Raw genomic sequence first — 20024 nt, 5'->3', positions numbered from 1 at the left:
GCAATCACCCTTTCTCCGCAACGAGTTCGGCGATATCGCGGGCCGCGTCGCGGGCGGGGCGGCCGACGCCGATGAGGGTGGCGGAGGCGGGGCCGGTCCAGTCGCCGTAGCCGAGCAGGTGCAGGCGCGGTTCGCCCATCGCCCGGGTGCCGGTGGTGGCGATGTGGCCGCGGGAGCCGCGGAGTTGGAGCGGCGCGAGGTGGGAGAGAGCGGGGCGGAAGCCGGTGCACCAGATGATCGCGTCGGCCTGGGCGCGGGCGCCGTCGGCCCATTCGACGCCATCCGGAGTGAGGCGCGTGAACATCGGTGCGGCTTTGAGCAGGCCGCGGTCCCGGACTTCCCGTACGGGCGGTACGGCGACGATGTCGCCCAGAGAGGCCACGCCGCCGGTGTCGGTGCGCCCCTCGTCGAGGGCGCGACGGCGGGCGGTGGCGGTGTCGAAGAGGGCTCGGCCGTCGATGTCGTCGGCGAGGAAGCGCGGCCGGCGCCGGGTGACCCAGGTCAGCTCCGCCTCGTGCGCGAGGTCGGCGGCTATCTGCGCGCCGGAGTTGCCGCCGCCGACCACGATCGCCCGGTGTCCCGCGAACTCCCGGGCCCTGCGGTAGTCGACAGTGTGCAACTGGATGCCTCGGAAGGTGCCGCGTCCGGCGATGGCGGGGATGAAGGGGCGCCACCAGGTGCCGGTTGCGCTGATCACCGCCAGGGCGCGCCACGCTCCCGTGCGGGTCTCCACGCGCAGGAGTGGGCCTTCGCGGTGTACACCGGTCACATGCACCGGCCGCTGCACGGGGAGTTCGTACCGCTTCTCGTAGTCGCGCAGGTACGTCACCACGTGCCCGGCGTCCGGATACTCCTCGCCGACTTGCGGCGGCATGAGCCGGCCCGGGAGCGAGGAGTACGCGGCCGGGGAGAACAGCCGCAGCGAGTCCCACGCATACGGCCAGGCGCCGCCCGGCTCGGTCTGAGCGTCGAGGATGACGAATTCCAGGCCGAGGCGGCGCAGGTGGTATCCGGCGGCGAGCCCGGCCTGGCCGCCGCCGATCACCACGACCTGGGTCGTCGTCTCCGTCATGCCGTCCACTCGTCGGCTTCGGCTCGGCCGGGCAGGAAGATGAGCCCCACCAGCGCCAGGCCGACCACCGCACCGACGAGTTGCACCCCGATGAACGCGGGGACCGAACCCGGCGCGATCCCCGCGAACGTGTCACTGAAGGCGCGCCCGATGGTCACCGCCGGGTTCGCGAAGGACGTGGACGAGGTGAACCAGTACGCGGCACCGATGTAGGAGGCGACCGCGACCGGCGCGAAGCGCAGCCGGTCGGTCCTGGTGAGGCCGAAGATCACCAGGACCAGGCCGGCCGTGGCGACGACCTCGCCGAGCAGGAGATGCCCGGCGGAGCGGTCGTGGGTTGACCACTCGACCAGCGGTTCGCCGAACATGGCGTCTGCCAGGACGGCACCCGCGATGGCGCCGACGACCTGGGCGGGGACGTACGCGGACACCTCGCGCAGCGACAGCCCGCCGTCACGCCTGGCGGTCCACCACTCGGCCAGCGTGACCACCGGGTTGAAATGCGCCCCGGAGACCGGACCGAGCACGGCGATCAGCACGCCCAGCCCGAAGACCGTGGCCAGGGAGTTGGCCAGCAGTTGTACGCCGACGTCCCGGGTCAGCTCGGTGGCCTGGATGCCGGAGCCGACCACGACGGTCACCAGGGCCGCCGTGCCCACCAGTTCGGCGGCAGTGCGGGCGAGCAGCGGAGGCCGGGACGCAGCGGCGCCCGGTACAGCTGCCCGCGGCGCGGGCTCCGGCTCGGCGGCGGGTACGGCGATGGCGGACTCCGCGGTCGCGGGGGCTTCGGCGTGGCTCACGGGCAGGCTCTCTTGTTTTCGGCGGCGGTACGGGCGGACTCGGCCAGGCCGGCGAACCGACCGGCGAGAGAGGCGATGACGTCCGCGCGGAGCTTGTAGTACGTGAAGCGGCCGCACGGCTCGGTCTCGACGACCCCGGCCTCGCGAAGGACTCTCAGGTGGTTGGAGAGGTTGGTCTGCTTGGCGCCGGTCTCCTCCACCAGGTGGCTGGTGCACAGCGTCTCTTTGGCGAGCAGGGTCACGATCTGGAGCCTGATCGGGTCGGCCAGCACCCGGATCAGGTCAGTGTCGACTGACGTCATCATGGGCTGATACTGTCACATCAGCGGTGAATGACACCACCGGGTACTGATGTGAGGCGTGCCCGCTTTTTCCAGCGGGATTCGTGCCCGTTTTCCCTTGCGAGACAAGAGAGACCCTCATGGCCGAGACTTCCGGCAAGCCGTCCGTGCTTTTCGTCTGCGTCCACAATGCCGGCCGTTCGCAGATGGCCGCCGCGTGGCTGAGCCACCTGGCCGGGGACCGCGTCGAGGTCCGCTCCGCGGGCTCCGCTCCGGCCGACCAGGTCAACCCGGCCGCGATCGAGGCCATGCGCGAGGTCGGCATCGACATCTCCGCCGAGACGCCGAAGATCCTGACCGTGGACGCGGTCAAGGAGTCCGACGTCTGCATCACCATGGGCTGCGGCGACACCTGCCCGGTCTTCCCCGGCAAGCGATACCTGGACTGGAAGCTGGACGACCCGGCCGGTCAGGGCGTCGAGGCCGTTCGCCCGATCCGCGACGAGATCAAGAAGCTGATCGAGGGTCTGATCGAGGAGATCGCGCCGGAGAAGACGGCATGAGCGCGACCAGTGGGATCCGGAACGTCATCGTCATCGGTTCCGGCCCCGCCGGATACACCGCCGCCCTCTACACCGCCCGCGCCCAGCTTCGGCCGCTGGTCTTCGGTGGCGCGATCTTCGTGGGCGGGGCACTGACCACGACCACCGAGGTCGAGAACTTCCCCGGCTTTCCCGAAGGCATCGACGGGCCGGTGCTGATGGAGAACATGCGGGCCCAGGCCGCGAAATTCGGCGCCGAGATGATCGACGACGACATCGTCGAAGTCGACCTGACCGGCGACATCAAGACCGTCACCGACACGGCCGGGACCGTGTACCGGGCGCGTGCCGTGATCGTGGCGACCGGCTCTGGCTACCGCAAGCTCGGCCTGCCGAAGGAGGACGAGCTGTCCGGTCGGGGCGTCTCCTGGTGCGCGACGTGCGACGGGTTCTTCTTCCGCGACCGCGACATCGTCGTGGTCGGCGGCGGCGACACCGCGATGGAAGAGGCCACCTTCCTCACCCGCTTCGCCCGCTCGGTGACCGTCGTGCACCGCCGCTCCACCCTGCGCGCCTCCCAGGTGATGCAGAACCGCGCCTTCGCCGACGACAAGATCTCCTTCGCCTTCGACAGCGAGATCGCGGAGATCAAGGAAGCAAACGGCATGCTCTCCGGCGTCGTGCTCCGCGACGTCTTCACCGGCGCCACCCGCGATCTCGACGTGACCGGCCTGTTCATCGCCATCGGCCACGACCCCCGTACCGAACTGGTCATGGGGCAGCTGGAGTTGGACGACAGCGGCTACCTGAAGGTGGACGCCCCGTCGACCCGTACGAACATCCCGGGCGTGTTCGGCGCGGGCGACGTTGTCGACCACACCTACCGGCAGGCCATCACCGCCGCTGCCAGCGGCTGCCAGGCCGCCCTGGACGCCGAGCGGTACCTCGCCGCGCTCGCCCACGAGACGCCCACGGAGCCGGAAAAGACCCCGGCCACGGTCTGAACCCCATCACGAGGAGGCCACCATGGCCGGCGCAGCCCTGAAGAGCGTGACGGACGACTCCTTCAAGCAGGACGTCCTGAGCAGCGACAAGCCGGTCCTGGTCGACTTCTGGGCGGCCTGGTGCGGCCCGTGCCGCCAACTCGCGCCCGCCCTGCAGGCGATCGCCGCCGAGCACGGCGACAAGATCGAGATCGTCAAGCTCGACATCGACGAGAACCCGGACACCGCGGTGAAGTACGGCGTGATGTCCGTCCCGACGATGCACGTCCACAAGGGCGGCGAGGTCGTCCAGACCATCGTGGGCGCCGAGCCCAAGGCGGCACTGGAACGCGAACTCGCCGACCACATCAGCTGACACTCCCCGGGGGGGGCGTCCCAGGCGCTCCCGCCGATCCATTGCCCCCAGAGGTCTCTGACGGAGGTCCCGTTGGTCAGCAAGCGCATCGTCGCCGTCGGCGGCAGCGACGCCGGCATCAGCGCCGCCCTGCGCGCCCGTGAACTCGACCCCGACAGCCAGGTCACCGTCGTCGTCGCCGACGCGTACCCGAACTTCTCCATATGCGGCATCCCGTACTACGTCTCCGGCGAGGTCGGCCACTGGAGCGACCTGGCCCACCGCACGCTCGCCGACCTCAAGGCCACCGGCATGCAGGTCCACACGGACACGCTGGCCACCGGGATCGACGTCGCCGCCAAGAGACTCGCCGTACGCGACGCGGACGGGCGCGCGGACGAGCTGCCGTACGACGCCCTGATCGTCGGCACCGGAGCCGTGAGCGTGCGCCCGCCCATCGACGGTCTGACCGGTCCCGAGGCCCTCGGCCCGGACGACGGCGTCCATCTGCTGCACAGCATGGGCGACGCCTTCGAGGTCATGCGAACCCTCACCGAGCGCCGCCCCAAGTCCGCCGTCGTGATCGGCGCCGGCTACATCGGCCTGGAGATGGCCGAAGCCCTGACCACCCGCGGCCTCCACGTCACCCAGATCGAGGCACTCCCCGAGGTCCTGCCGACCGTCGACTCGGAACTCGGCGCCCTCATCCACGCCGAACTCACCGCTCATGGCGTGGACGTGCTCACGGGCACCACCGTCTCGGCCGTCACCCGCGAGCGGACAGGCGACCTGCTCCGCGTCCAGGCCACCGGACCGGACGGCAGGACCTTCACACGCAGCGCCGATCTCGTCCTGGTCGTCGTCGGCGTACGCCCCGACACCACACTCGCGGCCACAGCCGGGGCCCGCCTGGGCATGAAGGGCGCGATCGAGGTGGACGAGTACATGCGCACCTCGCTGCCCGATGTGTACGCCGCCGGGGACTGCGTCGAAACTCATCACCGCCTGCTCGGCAAGACCTGGCTGCCGCTGGGCACCACAGCGCACAAGCAGGGCCGGATCGCCGGGGAGAACGCACTCGGCGGCCGCCGCTGGTTCGCCGGAAGCCTGGGCACGCAGGTGGTCAAGGTCTTCGACCTCGTCGCCGCCCGTACGGGCCTGCGCGAGCACGAGGCCCGGGCGGTCGGTCGCGGCTGGGCCCCGGCGACCACCGCCAGCCGCCCCGACGACCACAAGGCGTACTTCCCCGGCGCCACCCCTGTCTCCATCCGCGTCACCGGGGACACCGACAGCGGGCTGCTGCTCGGCGCCCAGCTCGTCGGACGGCGCGCCGCCGAGGTCGCCAAGCGCGTGGACACGTACGCCACCGCCCTCTTCCACGGCATGCCGGTGGACGGCGTCAGCGACCTCGACCTGTCCTACACCCCGCCGCTCGGCTCCCCGTGGGACGCGGTCCAGATCGCGGCGCAGGCGTGGATGAGCGAGCACCATCTCGACGTACAGCGGCGGATGCTGAGCTCTTTCTGACCCGTGCGTGCCTCGCGCTCAGGCTGTGGCGGCCGCGGGGGCCGGTTCCAGTATGTTGCGCACGCGGCGCAGCCCGTCCTGGTTGACGGAGTACCAGACCCAGGTCCCCCGGCGCTCGCGGTCCAGCAGTCCGGCTTCGGTCATGACCTTCAGGTGGTGGCTCACGGTGGGCTGGCGCAGACCGAGGCACTCGGTCAGGTCACATACGCAGGCTTCCCCGCTCGGGGCGCGCTCTATGAGGCGGAACAGCTGCAGGCGGGTGGGGTCGGCGATGGCTTTGAGCATGACGGCGAGCCGCTCGGCCTCGTCGCGGTCGATCAGCAGACAGGCCAGGGATGGGGTGCAGCTCCCCGCTTCGTCAGCCACCGCCTCCGACCCTTCGCCATACGTAGAGATAGCCATCTATGAATCCTAAGCATCGCTCACACGTTCCCCCGGCGATCGATGCCCCCACCAGCGACTTGTTCACTCAGGGTTCACTTTCGCGTCTCGCTGTTCAAGGCATAGACAGGCGCCTATGATTCGGGGACGGGAGGGTTCTCCGCCGCGAACAGGAAGAGGTGGCCTCCATGGACGAGCAAAGCCGGTTCGGTCCTGCCACTCCGCCCCTGCGGGACAACGGCGCGGTCCTGGAGCGCATCGTGCGGCGGCTGGCCACGCGCCATGGCCGCTCGTTCTCCCGCGAGACCATCACGGCGTACGTCGAGAAGTCCGCGGAGCTGCTGGGCCGGCAGGCCCACACCACCCTCTATCTACCGGTGCTTGTGGAGCATTTCGCGGACCAGCGCCTGCGCGCGCTGGCCAAGGCGTCGGGCATGTGCCCGCATCCCGTCCCGCATGTGCTGTTCGTGTGCACCGAGAACGCGGGACGCTCGCAGCTGGCCGCCGCCCTGATGCGCCGCCGGGCAGGCACCGCGGTCGAAGTGATGACCGCAGGATCCGATCCCGGCCACCAGATCGCCCCAGTCGTCAGGGGGTTGCTGACCGAGCAGGGTCTGGACCTCGGTGAGGAGTTCCCCAAGCCGCTGACCGCCGAGGTGGTGGATGCGGCCGATGTGGTGGTGACGCTCGGCTGCGGGGATGCCTGCCCGGTGCTGCCCGGCCGCCGCTATCTCGACTGGGATCTGCCCGAGCTGTCCGGCCTGGACCTTGAGAGCGCCCGTTCCGTACGCGACGCGCTTGACGCTCGCATCGGGCAGCTGGTGCGCGAACTGATGGGTGCCCGTCCATCGGCCTCCGCCACTGAGCAGTGACGGCGCAGCCGCCTGGCGATCACCTGTCCGCTACTTGTCCGCGTCCGGCAGGCAGAACGAGACGAGAGTCCGCGCTTCGGCCAGGGTGGCCGCGTTGATGATCTCCACCATGGTCGTCCAGTCGGTGGTGAAGACGAGCCAGTCCGTCTGCCCGGTGGGCAAGAACCGGACCTGGATCTTCGACGAGTACCACCTCTTGCGGTGGACCAGCGTGCCGATCGTGGGGATGTGATGCCGTCCGCGGACGGAGGCCCAGCGCAGGCCGAAGACCGGCCGGACGGGCACGTCGATGTAGGACTCGTCCTCCGGCATGTCCGACACGGGACGGTCTCCCCGGTCTCTTCGTCGTCGATCGCTACGTCGTCGGCGCCTGCCGGGCCGTCACCACCGATGTTCCGGCGCAGTCTCCGGGCCCACACTCCAGCCGGTAGCCCATGCCGCGGATGGCGTCGATGGTGCAGCAGCTGCCCACCTCGTCGCGCAGCTTGTTGCGGACCCGCCGGACGTGCACAGTCAGCGTGTTGCTGTCCAGCGCGTCCGTGCCCCACAGGGCCTGGGTCAACTCCCGGCGGCTGATGACCCTGTTGGGGCGCTCCATGAGGTAGCGCAGCAGCAGGAATTCACGGACCGGCAGCTGGAGCGACCGGCCCCGTACGTGGACGTGGAAGCCGGGGATGTCGAGCTCGATGTCGCCGACCACGAGTGTCTGCGCCGCATCGGCCGTAGGACAGCTGCCCTTGAGCAGCGGGACGATCTCTTCGGCGCGGTAGGGGCGGGCCACGAAGGCCACGGCACCGGCCTCCAGGGCCGCAGTCGCCTCCGCCGCGCCTTCTGGTCCGGCGCCGACGATGACCGGAACCGGGTGGAGCTTCGCGATCAGCTCGGTGACCTGCACGGCCCCCACCACTGGAAGCGGGGCGCCGAGCAGGACCGCCTTGGGGCCGCGGGCGCCGACCTGGAGCAGGGCCTCGGCACCGTCGTGGCAGATCAGGGTCCGTATGCCTGACGCCGTGAAGCGGGCCAGGGCTCTGTTTGCGATCTGCGGGTCGGCCTCGGCCAGTAGCAGGTCGGGGGCTTTGCCGTCGTGGGGGCCGCCGGGACCGCTGTCGGTCGCGGTCTCCGGTTGCCGGTGTGCGTCGGGTGTCACCCGTAGTACTCCTTTACGTGTAGCGCGCAAAGGGGGCGGACATCGGATACGGCATCGGTCAGCCGAAGCGGCCGGTGATGTAGTCCTCGGTGCGCTGGTCCGCGGGGTTCTCGAAGATCTTCTCGGTGGTGTCGTACTCGACGAGACGCCCGTGCCGTACGCCCTTGTCGTCGACGTCCGCCGTGAAGAACGCGGTGTAGTCGGAGATACGGGCGGCCTGCTGCATGTTGTGCGTGACGATGACGATGGTGAAGTCGTACGCCAGTTCGGCCATCAGGTCCTCGATGCGAGCGGTGGCGATCGGGTCGAGCGCCGAGCACGGCTCGTCCATCAGGATCACCTCGGGCCGCACCGCGATCGCGCGGGCGATGCACAGCCGCTGCTGCTGCCCGCCGGAGAGCGCCAGCGCACTGGACTTGAGCTTGTCCTTCACCTCGTCCCACAGCGCGGCACCGGTCAGCGCCTCCTCGACGAGGTCGTCCATGTTGCCCTTCATCCCGTTCACCCGCGGCCCGTAGGCAATGTTGTCGTAGATCGACTTGGGGAACGGGTTCGGCTTCTGGAAGACCATCCCGATACGGCGGCGCACCTCGATGGGGTCGACCTCGGGGTCGTAGAGGTTCTCCCCGTGGTAGGCGACCTTGCCGGTGACGCGAGCTCCGGGGATCAGGTCGTTCATGCGGTTGAAGCAGCGGATCACGGTGGACTTGCCACACCCGGACGGGCCGATCATCGCGGTGATCTGCCGGCGCCCGATGGTCATCGTCACATCCCGTACGGCCTGGTGGTCGCCGTACCAGACGTCCAGGTCGGAGATGTGGAACACCGGGTCGTCCAGGGAGGGTTCGCGGTGTCCGCGGCGGCGGTCGCCGATCGCGAGGGACAGCGCGTGCCCCTCCGGCTCCTGGTCCTGTACGGAGTCGCGGATCTTGGCCGGCTGCTCGGGAGTGGGGTTGTCAGTCATGGCGGTCACCAACGCTTGCTGAAGCGGTTGCGCAGCCAGATCGCGGCCGCGTTCATGATCAGGAGAATGGCCAGGAGGATGACGATCCCGGCCGCGGCGAGGTGGTGGAACTCCTCGCGGGACTGGCTGATCCAGCCGAAGATCTGGATGGGCAGTACGGTGTACGCGCTCTGCAGACCCTCCGGGTTGAACGCCACGTACGTCACGGCACCGAGCAGCAGCAGCGGCGCGGCCTCGCCGATCGCCCGGGACAGGGCGAGGATCGAGCCGGTGGCGATGCCGGGGATGGCCGCGGGCAGGACCTGCCGCCAGACGGTCTGCCACCGGGTCGCGCCGAGTGCCAGCGACGCCTGCCGGATCGACTGCGGTACGGCCCGGATCGCCTCGCGCGAGGCGATGATGACGACCGGCAGGACGAGCAGCGACAGTGTCAGTGAGGCCGTCAGCACTGTGGTGCCGAGGGCGAGTTGGCGTGCGAGGAGGCCGAGGCCGAGGATGCCGTAGATGATCGAGGGCACCGCGGCCAGGTTCTGGATGTTCAGCTCGATCAGCCGGTTGTACCAGCGGTTCGGATCCGCGTACTCCTCCAGGTAGATCGCCGCCATGATGCCGGTGGGCAGGCAGAACAGCGCGGTGAAGGAGATCACCCAGATCGTGCCGAAGATCGCGGACTGGGCGCCTGCGTTCTCGGGGCGGCGGATGGAGGGGAAGTTCTGCCACAGGCGGGAGTCCAGCCGCGGCCACGCCTCGACGAGTACGTAGGTGATGAGCACGCCGAGGAAGACGATCCCGACACCCAGGCAGCACAACAGCAGGGCACGGAAGGCGGTCTCCCCCGGCCGGAAGCGCGGTCCGGCGAGCTTGCGGGGCGCTGCCGGGGCGGGTGGTTCGGTGACCCGGATGACGGTCATTCGTACACCTCCCGGTACTTGCGCACCAGACGGATACTGATCACGTTCATCACGAAGGTGATGACGAACAGCAGGGCGCCGACGGCGAAGATGGTCTTGTACTCGAAGGACGCCACCGGGACGTCGCCCGACCCGGCCTGGGCGATGAAGCCCGTCATGGTCTGCATCGCCGCCAGCGGATTCCAGCTGAGCACGGCCTGGTTGCCGGACGCGATCGCCACGATCATCGTCTCGCCGACGGCCCGGGAGATGCCCAGCACGCAGGCGGCGACGATGCCGGACAAGGCGGCGGGGACGACGACGCGGACCGACACGGTGCGTCGGCCCGAGCCGAGTGCGTACGCCCCATCCCGCAGCGCGTCCGGTACGGCGGACATCGCGTCCTCCGACAGCGAGGCGATCGTCGGGATGATCATGACGCCCATGACCAGGCCCGCCGCCAGCGCGTTCTGGAAGTCCGGGCCCGTCCCGCCCGGCCACCACTCCCGCAGCCGCGGAGTGACGAAGCTGAGCGCGAAGAAGCCGTAGACGACCGTCGGCACACCCGCCAGTACCTCCAGCGCGGGTTTCAGTGCCGCTCGGACGCGCCGGTTCGCGTACTCGCTCAGATAGATCGCGGCCCCGAGGCCGACCGGGACGGCCACGACCAGCGCGATCACGGTGATCAGCATGGTGGCGCTCAGCAGTGGCAGGACGCCGTACTGGGGCGAGCTGAACAGCGCCGTCCACTCGGTGCCGAGGAAGTCGGCAAAGCTCACCCGCTCGAAGAACTCGACGGTGGGCGGGATCAGCGAGACCACGATGCCGACCGTCGTGGCGACGGACACCAGGGCGGCCGTCAGCAGCAGCCCCTGGATGGCCCGTTCGCCATAACGCGGGCGGGCCCGCCGCAGGGACCGTGGCCCGGTCCCTGCGGGGGCCAGATGAGTCGGCGAGGTCACTGCGCCGATTCCTTCAGCTTGTCGAGAGCGGCCTTGAGCTCGGTCTCCTGCTCGGAGTTGAGCGGAATGAACTTCGCGTCCTCGGCGATGGCCTTGTGGTTCTCGACGTAGAACTCGACGAACGCGAGCACCTCGTCCCGCTGGAGCGCCTTGGCGCTGGGGTAGATGAACAGCGGTCGCGACAGCGGTGTGTACTCGCCGGTCTGCGCGGTCTCGACGCCCGGCGCCACGCACCCCTCGCCGCCGTCGATCTGCAGCGCCTTCAGCTTGTCGGTGTTCTCCTCGAAGTACGAGTAACCGAAGTAGCCCAGCCCGCCCTTGGAACCCGCGACGCCCTGCACGGTGACGTTGTCGTCCTCGGTCGGCGAGTAGTCGGTGCGCGAGGCGCCCTCCTCGCCGTTGATCGCGTCGGTGAAGTAGTCGAAGGTGCCGGAGTCGGTGCCCGCGCCGAACAGCTTCAGCGGCTCGTCCGGGAACTTCGAGTCGACCTGGTTCCAGTTGTTCACCTTGGAACCGGGTTCCCAGATCTTCTTCAACTGCTCGGTGGTCAGGCAGTCGACCCAGTCGGCGTCCTTGTTCACCACGACGGTCAGGGCGTCATTGGCGACCTGGAACTCCTCGTAGGTGATGCCCTTCTTCTCGCAGGCCGCCTTCTCCTCGTCCTTGATCGGACGGGAGGCGTCGGAGATATCGGTCTCGCCGTTGCAGAACTTCTCGAAGCCGCCGCCGGTGCCCGAAGTACCCACCGTGACCCGGACCTTGGGCTGCTCCTCGGCGAAGATCTCGGCCGCGGCAGTGGTCAGCGGCGCCACGGTGCTGGAGCCGTCCACCTTGACCGAACCCGACAACTGCTCGCCGCCACCACCATCACCGCCCGAGCCCGCGTCGGAACCACCGCACGCGCTCACAGCCAGCATCACAGCCGCCGTCAGGGCCAAGGGGGCCTTGGCCCGGCGCAAGGTAAAGGGAATGTTCACGTGACTCTCGATCCTCGTGTCCGCCGGGGCTTCCCGGCCGTGTGGATGAGGTGCGCAGCGCGCGCCGTGGGGACACTTGGATCGAATCCAGTCTATGTGAACTTCCGGCGTACAGATGGCCGACGAACGATGAACCATAGCCGTTCATCTATATAGATCGATCTTGGTTCTATGAGATGAAAGGGGGTCGTGACCCAACCGAGTCCAGAATGAGTTCGTCCGTGCCACGCGGTGAAATGTGAACAGGGCGTGCATAGGTGGGGCGTGTGCGCCAGTCGGCGCCAACGGGGTGGCCGGATCGCGTTGGACGCCCCACGATGGCAGTCTTCGGCCGGAGTTCACCGCTCAGCCACATCCCTCGTGGTGTGCTGCGCCTGGCGTCACGCATCGACGACCGCCTATATCCCCGTACTTCGCAGGTCGTTGATTCGGATGATCCTGTTGTCTGGATGGTGTCCGGGGCTGGTGGTGTGGCGTTGGTCCGGGTGTGTCGATGACTTCCCGGTCCCCGCGGCCACGGTCCCAGCGTCAGCGCTTCGAGTGCGCGGTGACGTCCGTGGTGGAGAAGCGTCTGGGCGCTCTGCCTGTCGCTGCCGAGTTTCTGGGCCGGCTGGATGTGGCGGGGATCGTCGACGAGATCTGCCCGGGCGGTGCGAGTGCGCACCTGACGCATGGGCAGGTGATCGCGGCAATGGTGGCGAACCGGCTGACTTCGCCCGCGCCGCTGGTGCGGGTCGGCGACTGGGCGCGCACCTGGGCGGTGGAGGAGGTCTTTGGGATCGAGGCGGTCTGCTCAACGACGACCGTCTGGCCCGGGCCCTGGACGCGATCGCCCCGCATCTGGAGAAGCTCGCGGGTACCGTCGGCGCGCGGGCGATCGCCGAGTTCGGTATCGACACCGCGCGGCTGCACTGGGACATGACCAGTATGTCTGTCCACGGCGCCTACCCCGAGCAGGACCAGGACGAGCAGTACCCGCTCATCGGCTACGGGCATCCCAAGGACCGGCGGGTGGGCCTCAAGCAGGTCCAGGCCGGGATCGCGGTGTCGGCCGACGGCGGCGTCCCCGTCCGTGCCCGTGTCTTCGGTGGCGGCGCGGCCGAGGTCAGTCAGGTCGTCGGGGTGATGCGGGATCTGTCCCAGCTGGCAGGTGAGCAGAAGTTCTTGATGGTCGCGGACTCCAAGCTGGTGTCCTACCGGAACGTCGCCGCGCTGCTGAGGCCGGGGTGGAGTTCATTGCGCCGGTCCCGGCCGCGCAGGTCAAGGACGAGGTCTACGCCGCGCTCGATCTCGCCCGGGCCCAGGTGGTGGACTGGGTGCCTGACGGGGACGCCGGCAAGCCGGCCGGCCAGCGGGAGGTCTACCGGGTGCTGGAGGACGTCCACACCCTGGCCGGGCCGCGCAAGCGCGACCCGGTGCTGAGGGTGCGGCGGGTCTTGGTGCATTCCGCGGCCCATGCCAAGGGCCAGCAGGCAGCCCGGGCCAACCGGCTGGCCAAGGCGAGCGCGGAGCTGGACAAGCTCGTCGCTGCGGCGGGCGGGCGGCACTACAAGACCCGCGAGAAGATCGCTGCCCGGGTCGGGGTGATCGCCGCCAGGCGCCGCGTGGTCTCCTGCCTGCGCTGGCACATCACCGAGGCCGACGGCCCCCGCCTGCACTGGCACTTCGACCAGGAGGCGCTGGAGACCGAGGCCGCGGCCGACGGCTGGTACGCGCTGCTGGCCGGCATCCCCCGCACCACGGCCGGTCCCGCGCAGGTCCTGATCCACTACAAAGGCCACGGCACGGTCGAACGGCGCTACCACGACTTCAAGGGCCCGCTCGCGGTCACCCCGGTGTTCGTCCAGCACAACCACCGCGTCGCAGCCCTGATCCAGGTGATCTGCCTGGCCCTGCTCGTGTTCAGCCTGATCGAGCGCCAGGTCAGGCAGGCTCTCGGCCCCCAGCAGACCATGGCCGGCCTCTACCCGGACAACCGCCGCGTCCGCCCCACCAGCCGGATGATCCTTTACCACCTCGGTGAACTCACCTTGCGCATCGGCACGGTCACCGACCCGCCGATGGTGCAGATCACCCGGGGCGTCCAGCTCCACCTCCTTGAACTCCTCGGCATCGAAGTCACCCGAACCCGCGCCAGTCACAGCCCTGAATCGGCGATCTTCGAAGCAGCGGCCCAGACACCCCTGCTTGGTCATACGGCCGTACCGTCCCCTCCGGTCCCAAGCTCGCTTAATGTGCCCGCATGACCTCGACAGAGACGTCCTCGCTGGTGCTGCACGGCAGACGCCGTGCCTCCGCCCGGCTGAAGGACGGGGCGGTGCTGCTGGAGACGGACGGCGTGCGGCGCCGGATACCGGTGACGGCGATAGAACGAGTCGACGTTCACTGTGCCAAGGGCCGACAGCTGACCGTCGTACTGACGGGCGACAAGCCCGTGGCCTACCACCTCAGGTGCCGCAGTGCCCCCGCCGTGCACGAGTTCGCGCAGGCCGTCCGCCGTGCACTGCCCGTACGGGACGCCGACGAGCCGCGGCCCAACGGGGCGGCGCTGGTGACCGAGAAGCCGATGGAGCGGGTGGCACCGAATCGACTCCGTCTGCTCTGGTGGGGCCTCGGAGGCGGATACGTGCTGGTGCTCGTCCTGCTGCTGGTGAAGGGCGCTTTTCCCGGGATGGTCCCGGTGGTCTTCTGGGCGGTGGCCCCCCTCCTGATCGCCGGCGGGATAGGGGGCGTGCAAGCCGGGTGGCAGGTGTTCCAGGAACCCTGGGTGCTGCGTACCCGGGGGATCACCGTGGAGGGAGAGCTACAGGGGACCCACTGGCACGAGGGTGGCAAGCAGCACTACTACGCGTACGTCGACGGTCACGGCGTACGGCGTGAATGCAAGAGCTCGGACGGGGGAGCCGAGCGGGCCGAGATCACGTACGACCCCGTGGACCCCGATACCGCCATGGTCGGTCGCCGTACGACGGGATGGCTCGTTCTCGGTGCGGTACTCATTCTGCTGACGGGCTCTGTGCTGCTAGCCGGTGTCGCGTTCGCGGTGGTGGGGGTGGTGGCGCTGGCCATCTGATCCTCTGCCAGGAGCCCGCAGGAGATGCCCTCCGGACTATCTGCTGTGGGGCGGCGACCAGATCATCCGAATCGGTGACCTGCGAAGTACGGGTATATCCGGGCGACCTGGGCCCCGATTCCCTGATTGCATGGAGGCAGCCGTGCCCGAACAGACCAGCGACAGCATCACCCGGACCGCCGACCTGCCCGTCCTCCCCAGCCCTCATCCCAACACCGCCTGTTCGGCGCTGACTTGCCGCTACCGCTGCGGCGATGCGTGTTCCCACGACGCACCCAACCGCACGCTCAATCCGTACTTCGGCGACGTCGTACAGCGCCGCCGGCCGCGCTGAAGCTGCAGCTCGTCCGCCCGCCTCGACGCGGCCACCACGGCCTCCGTCGCCGCCACGCTCCAGGCTCTCACCACGCCCTCACGCCTGCTGATCCTCACCACGCTGCGACGAACCCCGTACTCGGTGACCGAACTCGCCGCCACCGTCGGCATGGAGCAGTCCTCCGTCTCCCACCAGCTGCGGCTGCTGCGCGCATTGGGGCTGGTCACCGGGCAACGGGACGGCCGCCGGATCATCTACCGCCTGTTCGACGACCACGTCGCCCAACTCCTCGACCAGGCGGTCCACCACATCGAGCACCTGCCCCGATGACTCAGCAGCTGGAGCGACAGAAGGAGCAAGGACAGAAGCCCCGATATAGCCTGAAATCGCCCAATTCATTCATGCCCGTCGCTCATCGCACGGGAGGGGCTCATGACCTTCGTCCAGCTCATCGACTGCAAGACCAGCAACATCGACCAACTCAACCGGCTGATGGACAACTGGGTCGAGGCGACCCAGGGCAAGCGGACCGCCACGCACTCGATCGTCGGGCGGGACCGCTCGGACTCCACCCATGTCGTCGAGATCGTGGAGTTCCCGTCCTACGAAGAGGCCATGAAGAACTCCAACCTCCCCGAAACCAACCGCATCTTCGAAGAACTGGTCGCCGCCTGCGACGAGACGCCTTCCTTTACGGACCTCGACGTCGTACGGGACGAACAGCTCAACAAGATGATCGTCCGCCGCTTCTTCGACGAGGTCATCAACGCCAAGAATCTCGACCTGGCCGACGAGCTGTGCACCGACAACTACCGGGAGCACGACCCCTCCCTCTCCTCCTACGACGTGGACCTCGCCCAGGCCAAGCGGGAGAACGGCGAGATCCTGGACGCCTTCAACCCCCGGCTCACTCTGGAGAGCGTGATCGCCGAGGGCGACCTAGTGACCTGCCGGATCACCTTCCAGGGCCGACACACCGGCATCTACCAGGGGACAGAGCCCACCAACCGGGATGTCGCCGGAACCAGGCACGCCACGTTCCGCTGCCAGAGCGGCAAGATCGCCGAGAGCTGGTGGAACTGGGACGACCTCGGCTTGCTGCGGCAACTGGGGCTTGTGGAGGTCTGACGAAGACCAGGATCGGTCGTCAGCGGTGCTCACTGACGCTGTACGCGCGGCAGTGAGCAGACGGCATGCGACTCCCTGACGTGCGCGAGAGCCCCGGGCAAGCCGGGGCCCTCGACTCCAGGGCAGTTATACCGCCTGCGGTTGCAGGTAGCGCGGGCCAGCAGCTCGTCCTGGCTCACCATGCCGGTGAGGCGGCCCGAGCCGTCGCGGACCACGGCGAGCGAGGCGCGGCGCCGACACAGCAGGTCGATGGCGTCGGCGACCGTGGTGTCCTCGGTCAGTTCGGGCACCGGGCGGGCCAGGGAGCGGGCGCTGGTGGTCCGTCGCTGGGCGCGTGCCACCAGGGCGTCACGGGCGTGGACCGAGCTGAGGACGGTACTGTGCTCGCGGACCAGGAGCCGTGTGCGGTCGCTGTCGGCACCCAGTCACAGGATCTCGTCAGCATCTGCGCCGCCGTCGACCGAGGTGATCTCGGCAGCCGGGAGCTGCAGTACCCGTACCGAGGTCTCGGGCTCGGCCAGTGAACGCCTCAGCAGTTCCGAGTCCGTCTCGCTGATCAGGCCGATCCCGCTGGGACTGCGCCACGAGGTGGGTGAGCTGCTCGCGGTTGTGGACCGAGACAGGCTCCGGGCATGTCGGTACCTGATGCCCGGAGCCGCCCCAGCCGGCCGGTTCACCGGAGAGGATGCAGCCCAGGACCGCTCGGGAGAGCAAGACGCGGAGCCGCCGAAACAGGTGCACAACGTTGTGCCGCACCAGGTCTACGACACGTACACCCGGCAAGGACACACATCCAGCCCGGAGGACACTCCGATCACGCTTGTCTCTGCCAAAATAGGTGACGATGATTTCCGGTATTCTTCATCGCCCATTAAGCGGGGAACGGGGCGGGGATGGCTGCTGACGCCACAGATCAACAGGACCGCCGGTGGACGTTCCTGACCAACCATGCGCAGGTGCTTGCCGCGATCGCCCGGGATCCCCACGCACGGTTGACCCAGGTCGCTACCGCCTGCCAGATCACCGAGCGCTCCGCTCAGCGCATCGTGACCGATCTCGAAGAGGCCGGTTATCTGCGCAGACAACGGGTCGGCCGGCGCACCCGGTACCTCGTCAACCGCGATGGGCTGTTCCGGCATCCGGCGGAGGCCAGCCTGTCCATCGGTGCCCTCCTGGAGCTCATTGCCCGCCAAGAGCTCCAGGACACGGACGCTGACGCCGCACAGCGAGAGGAATGCCAGACGTGACGGCAAGAACCAGTGACATCGAGAAGGCGGCCGGTGTGCTGCGCGCCGGGGGTCTGGTGGCCTTCCCGACCGAAACCGTCTACGGTCTGGGCGCCAACGCCGAGGATCCCGCTGCCGTCGGGCGCATCTATCAGGTCAAGGGGCGCCCGCCCTCCCATCCGCTGATCGTCCACATCGGCGGCGCGGAGCACCTGGGCGACTGGGTGAAGGACGTGCCCGCAGAGGCCCGTCTGTTGGCCGAACGCTTCTGGCCGGGGCCGCTGACGCTGGTCCTGCGGCGCGGTCGCCGGGTCCCCCTGGAGGCGACGGGTGGACTGGAGACGGTGGCCGTGCGGGTGCCCGACCACCCCGTGGCACTCGCGCTGCTCTCGGCCTTCGGCGGCGGTGTGGCGGCCCCGTCCGCCAACCGCTTCGGCTCGGTCAGCCCCACAACGGCCGACCACGTCCGAGCGGAGCTGGGTGATGCCGTGGACTTCGTGCTGGACGGCGGCCCCTGCCAGGTCGGCGTCGAGTCGACCATCGTCGACGCCACGGGCAAGATCCCGAGCGTCCTTCGGCCCGGCGGGGTGACGCGCGAGGACCTCGAAGCGGTGCTGGGCAGCTCGCTCGCGGTGCACTCGACGAGTCCTGTCCGGGTGCCGGGCCAGCATCCGTCCCACTACGCGCCGCGGGCGCGGGTCGTCCTCGTCGAGCCCGAGAAGGTCGTCGCCGAAGCGGAGCTCGCGCAGGAACGGGGGCACCAGGTGGGTGTCTTTCTTCCCCCCTCCTTCGCCGACGCTCCGGTGAAGGCGCACGCCGTGGTGGCGGTCCCCGGTTCGATGGCCGCCTACGCGCGCGGGCTGTACGGGTTCCTGCGCGAGCTCGACCAGCACGGGTGCGACCTCATCGTCGCGTCCTTGCCGAGGGAGGAGGGGCTGGGACTCACGATCGCCAACCGGCTCCGCCGCGCCGCAGGGCCTCGGCCCTCTTGAGTGACCGGCATCGGCGCCGTTCGATGTTCCTGCCAAAGCGCCCACCGGATGCGCGTCCGACCCCGCGCAAGGTCGTGCCTCCCCTGGAAGCAACCATCCTGACCAGGCCCCCCAGGGATAGTTGGCGTGCCCTCACGGCTCCCGGACGCGGATGCCGGGCGGATTCGGCCGGGCGCTCACCGGTCTGGCAGGCCGGGCACAGCTCGTGCCGCCAGTCGTCGGTAACGACCGTTCCCCATCCCCGGCACACCTCACAGCCCGCGGCCCGCGCCAAGTCGGCGCGGGGAACGATGCTGGGCGCGCGGTCGGCCCCGTGAGCCATCTAGGGGTGCTCTCCACGTACAAGGGTGTCCTCTGGCTGCGGCACATCATGATGCGCAGCTACGGCCGGGGCGGTCAGGATGCGGTGGGGACTGCCGCATCAAGGCCGCGGGCCGCGACGAGCTGCGCACTACCGTCGGCCAGGCGGTAGCACAGGCCCACCACGGCGGCCTGGCCGGCGGCAACCTTCTCGGCGAGCACCCGGGAGCGGTCCAACAGCAGGTCGACGGTGTGCCGTATGTGCTCGGCGAGGATCTCCTCCGGCTCAACCCGTCCGGCGGCCCGCGCCGCCAGCACGCTGGGCGTCACCCGCTCGACGACGTCCCGGACATACCCGGCCGGCGCCATGCCGTCCTCCAGCGCGGCACACGCCGCGCCGACCGCGCCGCACGAGTCGTGACCGAGCACCACCACCAGAGGACAGCCCAGCACGTCCACGCCGTACTCGACACTGCCCAGCACTTCCGCACCCATGACGTGGCCTGCGGTGCGCACCACGAACAGGTCGCCCAGGCCGCGGTCGAAGATGATCTCGGCGGCCAGCCGGGAGTCGGAACACCCGAACAGCACGGCGAAGGGCTGCTGGGCCGGGGCGATCTCGGCGCGGCGGGTGGCGTCCTGGTTCGGGTGTTCGGGGGTGCCCGTGACGAAGCGCTGGTTACCGGCCAGCAGCAGCTCGAAGGCGTCGCGGGGCGTCGGGGTCTGGATCTCGGTCATGGCCGCAGCCTACGAGCCGACACCAGCCGTCGCATCGCCTGGTCCCGCCGGGGCTCTCCCGTTCGGGCCACGCTGACGTCCTGGGCATCACTCCCAGGCGCCAGGCCAAAGCGGTCTCGACGCGGAACCTCAGCGCGCGGCGCAGCTGCCCCTCCCCGTACGGCCAGCCGACTGCACGCACCGGGCGCGCCGCCTGGCCACCATGGCCCACAACCATCCGCTCGTCCTCCACGCCCGCACAACGAGCGAGGCGCCGCTCGCGCTGTCGGCCGAACGAGGGCCGACCATGCAGCCCCGGGGGGCCGGCGACGTTGATCCCGGTCCGATGAGGGCGGCTCTCAGCACCGGTCTCCGTTCGGATGTGCTGCGGTTTAGCGCCGAGGCTGCTCCATGGTGCCCCGAGGCGAGAGAACGAGGAGGTGGTACCCGTGAACGTATCGACATGGGTGCTCCCCTCCGGGGTCACGGTCGGACGATAGGTCGTCCGGGAGCGCCGTT

The 20024-nt window shown here is 69.3% G+C and carries 23 protein-coding genes and 2 pseudogenes; 13 read left to right on the top strand and 12 right to left on the bottom strand.

Annotated elements, in window-relative coordinates; genetic code table 11:
* Positions 1–4: 4 nt before the first annotated feature.
* From ACFVJQ_RS40515 to ACFVJQ_RS40505, 3 genes are read right to left on the bottom strand one after another with little or no spacing between them, the layout of a single operon-like run.
* The gene (locus tag ACFVJQ_RS40515) at positions 5–1072 is read right to left on the bottom strand and encodes an ArsO family NAD(P)H-dependent flavin-containing monooxygenase (protein ID WP_385790864.1); all 1068 of its coding nucleotides are present in this window, start codon (positions 1070–1072) and stop codon (positions 5–7) included.
* Complete coding sequence (locus ACFVJQ_RS40510) at positions 1069–1872, bottom strand: aquaporin (RefSeq protein ID WP_385515927.1); 804 nt, start codon at positions 1870–1872, stop codon at positions 1069–1071. The genes ACFVJQ_RS40515 and ACFVJQ_RS40510 overlap by 4 nt, the downstream gene beginning before the upstream one ends.
* Positions 1869–2177 (bottom strand): ArsR/SmtB family transcription factor, encoded by a 309-nt coding sequence (locus tag ACFVJQ_RS40505; protein ID WP_385271482.1) that lies wholly within the window; start codon positions 2175–2177, stop codon positions 1869–1871. The genes ACFVJQ_RS40510 and ACFVJQ_RS40505 overlap by 4 nt, the downstream gene beginning before the upstream one ends.
* Positions 2178–2293: 116 nt before the next feature.
* Between ACFVJQ_RS40505 and ACFVJQ_RS40500 the strand changes: the two genes are divergently transcribed.
* From ACFVJQ_RS40500 to ACFVJQ_RS40485, 4 genes are all read left to right on the top strand, one after another.
* A complete protein-coding gene (locus tag ACFVJQ_RS40500) occupies positions 2294–2716 on the top strand; it encodes an arsenate reductase ArsC (protein WP_385271479.1) in 423 nt (140 codons plus the stop codon).
* Positions 2713–3699, top strand: coding sequence for a thioredoxin-disulfide reductase (gene trxB / locus ACFVJQ_RS40495; protein ID WP_385515925.1), 987 nt, complete (start codon positions 2713–2715; stop codon positions 3697–3699). Before ACFVJQ_RS40500 ends, trxB begins: the two co-directional genes overlap by 4 nt.
* Positions 3700–3721: 22 nt before the next feature.
* Complete coding sequence (gene trxA, locus ACFVJQ_RS40490; RefSeq protein ID WP_385515924.1) at positions 3722–4054, top strand: thioredoxin; 333 nt, start codon at positions 3722–3724, stop codon at positions 4052–4054.
* 72 nt (positions 4055–4126) lie between these two features.
* Positions 4127–5560 (top strand): FAD-dependent oxidoreductase, encoded by a 1434-nt coding sequence (locus ACFVJQ_RS40485; protein WP_385790863.1) that lies wholly within the window; start codon positions 4127–4129, stop codon positions 5558–5560.
* 18 nt (positions 5561–5578) lie between these two features.
* Here the strand turns inward: ACFVJQ_RS40485 and ACFVJQ_RS40480 are convergent, their stop codons facing one another.
* Positions 5579–5962: an ArsR/SmtB family transcription factor gene (locus tag ACFVJQ_RS40480; protein WP_385790862.1), complete on the bottom strand. Its 384-nt coding sequence runs from the start codon at positions 5960–5962 to the stop codon at positions 5579–5581.
* Positions 5963–6129: 167 nt separating this feature from the next.
* On the opposite strand from ACFVJQ_RS40480, the gene ACFVJQ_RS40475 reads away from it, so the two are divergent.
* Positions 6130–6813 carry a low molecular weight phosphatase family protein gene (locus tag ACFVJQ_RS40475; protein WP_385790861.1) on the top strand — a complete coding sequence of 228 codons (684 nt, stop codon included), beginning with the start codon at positions 6130–6132 and terminating at the stop codon, positions 6811–6813.
* A gap of 30 nt (positions 6814–6843) precedes the next feature.
* Here the strand turns inward: ACFVJQ_RS40475 and ACFVJQ_RS40470 are convergent, their stop codons facing one another.
* Genes ACFVJQ_RS40470 through ACFVJQ_RS40445 form a run of 6 tightly spaced genes read right to left on the bottom strand, consistent with a single transcriptional unit; the run spans position 6844 to position 11753 of the window.
* Positions 6844–7134 (bottom strand): hypothetical protein, encoded by a 291-nt coding sequence (locus ACFVJQ_RS40470; RefSeq protein WP_385790860.1) that lies wholly within the window; start codon positions 7132–7134, stop codon positions 6844–6846.
* A gap of 34 nt (positions 7135–7168) precedes the next feature.
* On the bottom strand, positions 7169–7960 hold the full coding sequence (locus tag ACFVJQ_RS40465; RefSeq protein ID WP_385790859.1) for a winged-helix domain-containing protein: 792 nt from the start codon (positions 7958–7960) through the stop codon (positions 7169–7171).
* A gap of 58 nt (positions 7961–8018) precedes the next feature.
* A complete protein-coding gene (gene pstB / locus ACFVJQ_RS40460; RefSeq protein ID WP_385790858.1) occupies positions 8019–8924 on the bottom strand; it encodes a phosphate ABC transporter ATP-binding protein PstB in 906 nt (301 codons plus the stop codon).
* Between the two features lie 5 nt (positions 8925–8929).
* Positions 8930–9835, bottom strand: coding sequence for a phosphate ABC transporter permease PstA (pstA, locus tag ACFVJQ_RS40455; protein WP_385271453.1), 906 nt, complete (start codon positions 9833–9835; stop codon positions 8930–8932).
* Positions 9832–10776 carry a phosphate ABC transporter permease subunit PstC gene (gene pstC, locus ACFVJQ_RS40450; RefSeq protein ID WP_385790856.1) on the bottom strand — a complete coding sequence of 315 codons (945 nt, stop codon included), beginning with the start codon at positions 10774–10776 and terminating at the stop codon, positions 9832–9834. The genes pstA and pstC overlap by 4 nt, the downstream gene beginning before the upstream one ends.
* Complete coding sequence (locus tag ACFVJQ_RS40445; RefSeq protein WP_385790854.1) at positions 10773–11753, bottom strand: PstS family phosphate ABC transporter substrate-binding protein; 981 nt, start codon at positions 11751–11753, stop codon at positions 10773–10775. Before ACFVJQ_RS40445 ends, pstC begins: the two co-directional genes overlap by 4 nt.
* Before the next feature lie 556 nt (positions 11754–12309).
* Here ACFVJQ_RS40445 and ACFVJQ_RS40440 point away from each other — a divergent pair.
* The 6 genes and pseudogenes from ACFVJQ_RS40440 to ACFVJQ_RS40415 all read left to right on the top strand — a co-directional run bounded on the left by ACFVJQ_RS40440 (position 12310) and on the right by ACFVJQ_RS40415 (position 16270).
* Entirely contained in the window at positions 12310–12675 is a 366-nt protein-coding gene (locus ACFVJQ_RS40440; protein ID WP_385515670.1) for a DUF4277 domain-containing protein, read from the top strand.
* A 304-nt stretch (positions 12676–12979) separates the two neighbouring features.
* The gene (locus ACFVJQ_RS40435; protein WP_385790852.1) at positions 12980–13999 is read left to right on the top strand and encodes a hypothetical protein; all 1020 of its coding nucleotides are present in this window, start codon (positions 12980–12982) and stop codon (positions 13997–13999) included.
* Positions 13996–14826, top strand: coding sequence for a hypothetical protein (locus tag ACFVJQ_RS40430; protein ID WP_385790850.1), 831 nt, complete (start codon positions 13996–13998; stop codon positions 14824–14826). The genes ACFVJQ_RS40435 and ACFVJQ_RS40430 overlap by 4 nt, the downstream gene beginning before the upstream one ends.
* A gap of 142 nt (positions 14827–14968) precedes the next feature.
* A complete protein-coding gene (locus ACFVJQ_RS40425) occupies positions 14969–15160 on the top strand; it encodes a hypothetical protein (RefSeq protein WP_385790848.1) in 192 nt (63 codons plus the stop codon).
* Positions 15161–15172: 12 nt separating this feature from the next.
* Positions 15173–15472 (top strand): annotated as a pseudogene (locus ACFVJQ_RS40420) (ArsR/SmtB family transcription factor); the annotation flags it as partial.
* A gap of 102 nt (positions 15473–15574) precedes the next feature.
* Positions 15575–16270, top strand: coding sequence for an ester cyclase (locus tag ACFVJQ_RS40415; protein ID WP_385790846.1), 696 nt, complete (start codon positions 15575–15577; stop codon positions 16268–16270).
* 126 nt (positions 16271–16396) lie between these two features.
* Here the strand turns inward: ACFVJQ_RS40415 and ACFVJQ_RS40410 are convergent.
* A pseudogene (locus ACFVJQ_RS40410) lies at positions 16397–16897 on the bottom strand (CBS domain-containing protein); the annotation flags it as partial.
* A gap of 266 nt (positions 16898–17163) precedes the next feature.
* Between ACFVJQ_RS40410 and ACFVJQ_RS40405 the strand changes: the two are divergent.
* On the top strand, positions 17164–17517 hold the full coding sequence (locus ACFVJQ_RS40405) for a MarR family transcriptional regulator (protein ID WP_385790844.1): 354 nt from the start codon (positions 17164–17166) through the stop codon (positions 17515–17517).
* Positions 17505–18488 (top strand): L-threonylcarbamoyladenylate synthase, encoded by a 984-nt coding sequence (locus tag ACFVJQ_RS40400; protein ID WP_385790842.1) that lies wholly within the window; start codon positions 17505–17507, stop codon positions 18486–18488. Before ACFVJQ_RS40405 ends, ACFVJQ_RS40400 begins: the two co-directional genes overlap by 13 nt.
* Positions 18489–18884: 396 nt before the next feature.
* On the opposite strand, the gene ACFVJQ_RS40395 is transcribed toward ACFVJQ_RS40400, so the two are convergent.
* Positions 18885–19526 carry a carbonic anhydrase gene (locus tag ACFVJQ_RS40395; RefSeq protein WP_385790840.1) on the bottom strand — a complete coding sequence of 214 codons (642 nt, stop codon included), beginning with the start codon at positions 19524–19526 and terminating at the stop codon, positions 18885–18887.
* Between the last annotated feature and the right edge of the window lie 498 nt (positions 19527–20024).

Source organism: Streptomyces sp. NPDC127197, from assembly GCF_042672405.1.
Lineage (GTDB): Bacteria > Actinomycetota > Actinomycetes > Streptomycetales > Streptomycetaceae > Streptomyces > Streptomyces flavusporus.
This window is presented reverse-complemented; position numbering and strand designations above follow the sequence as displayed.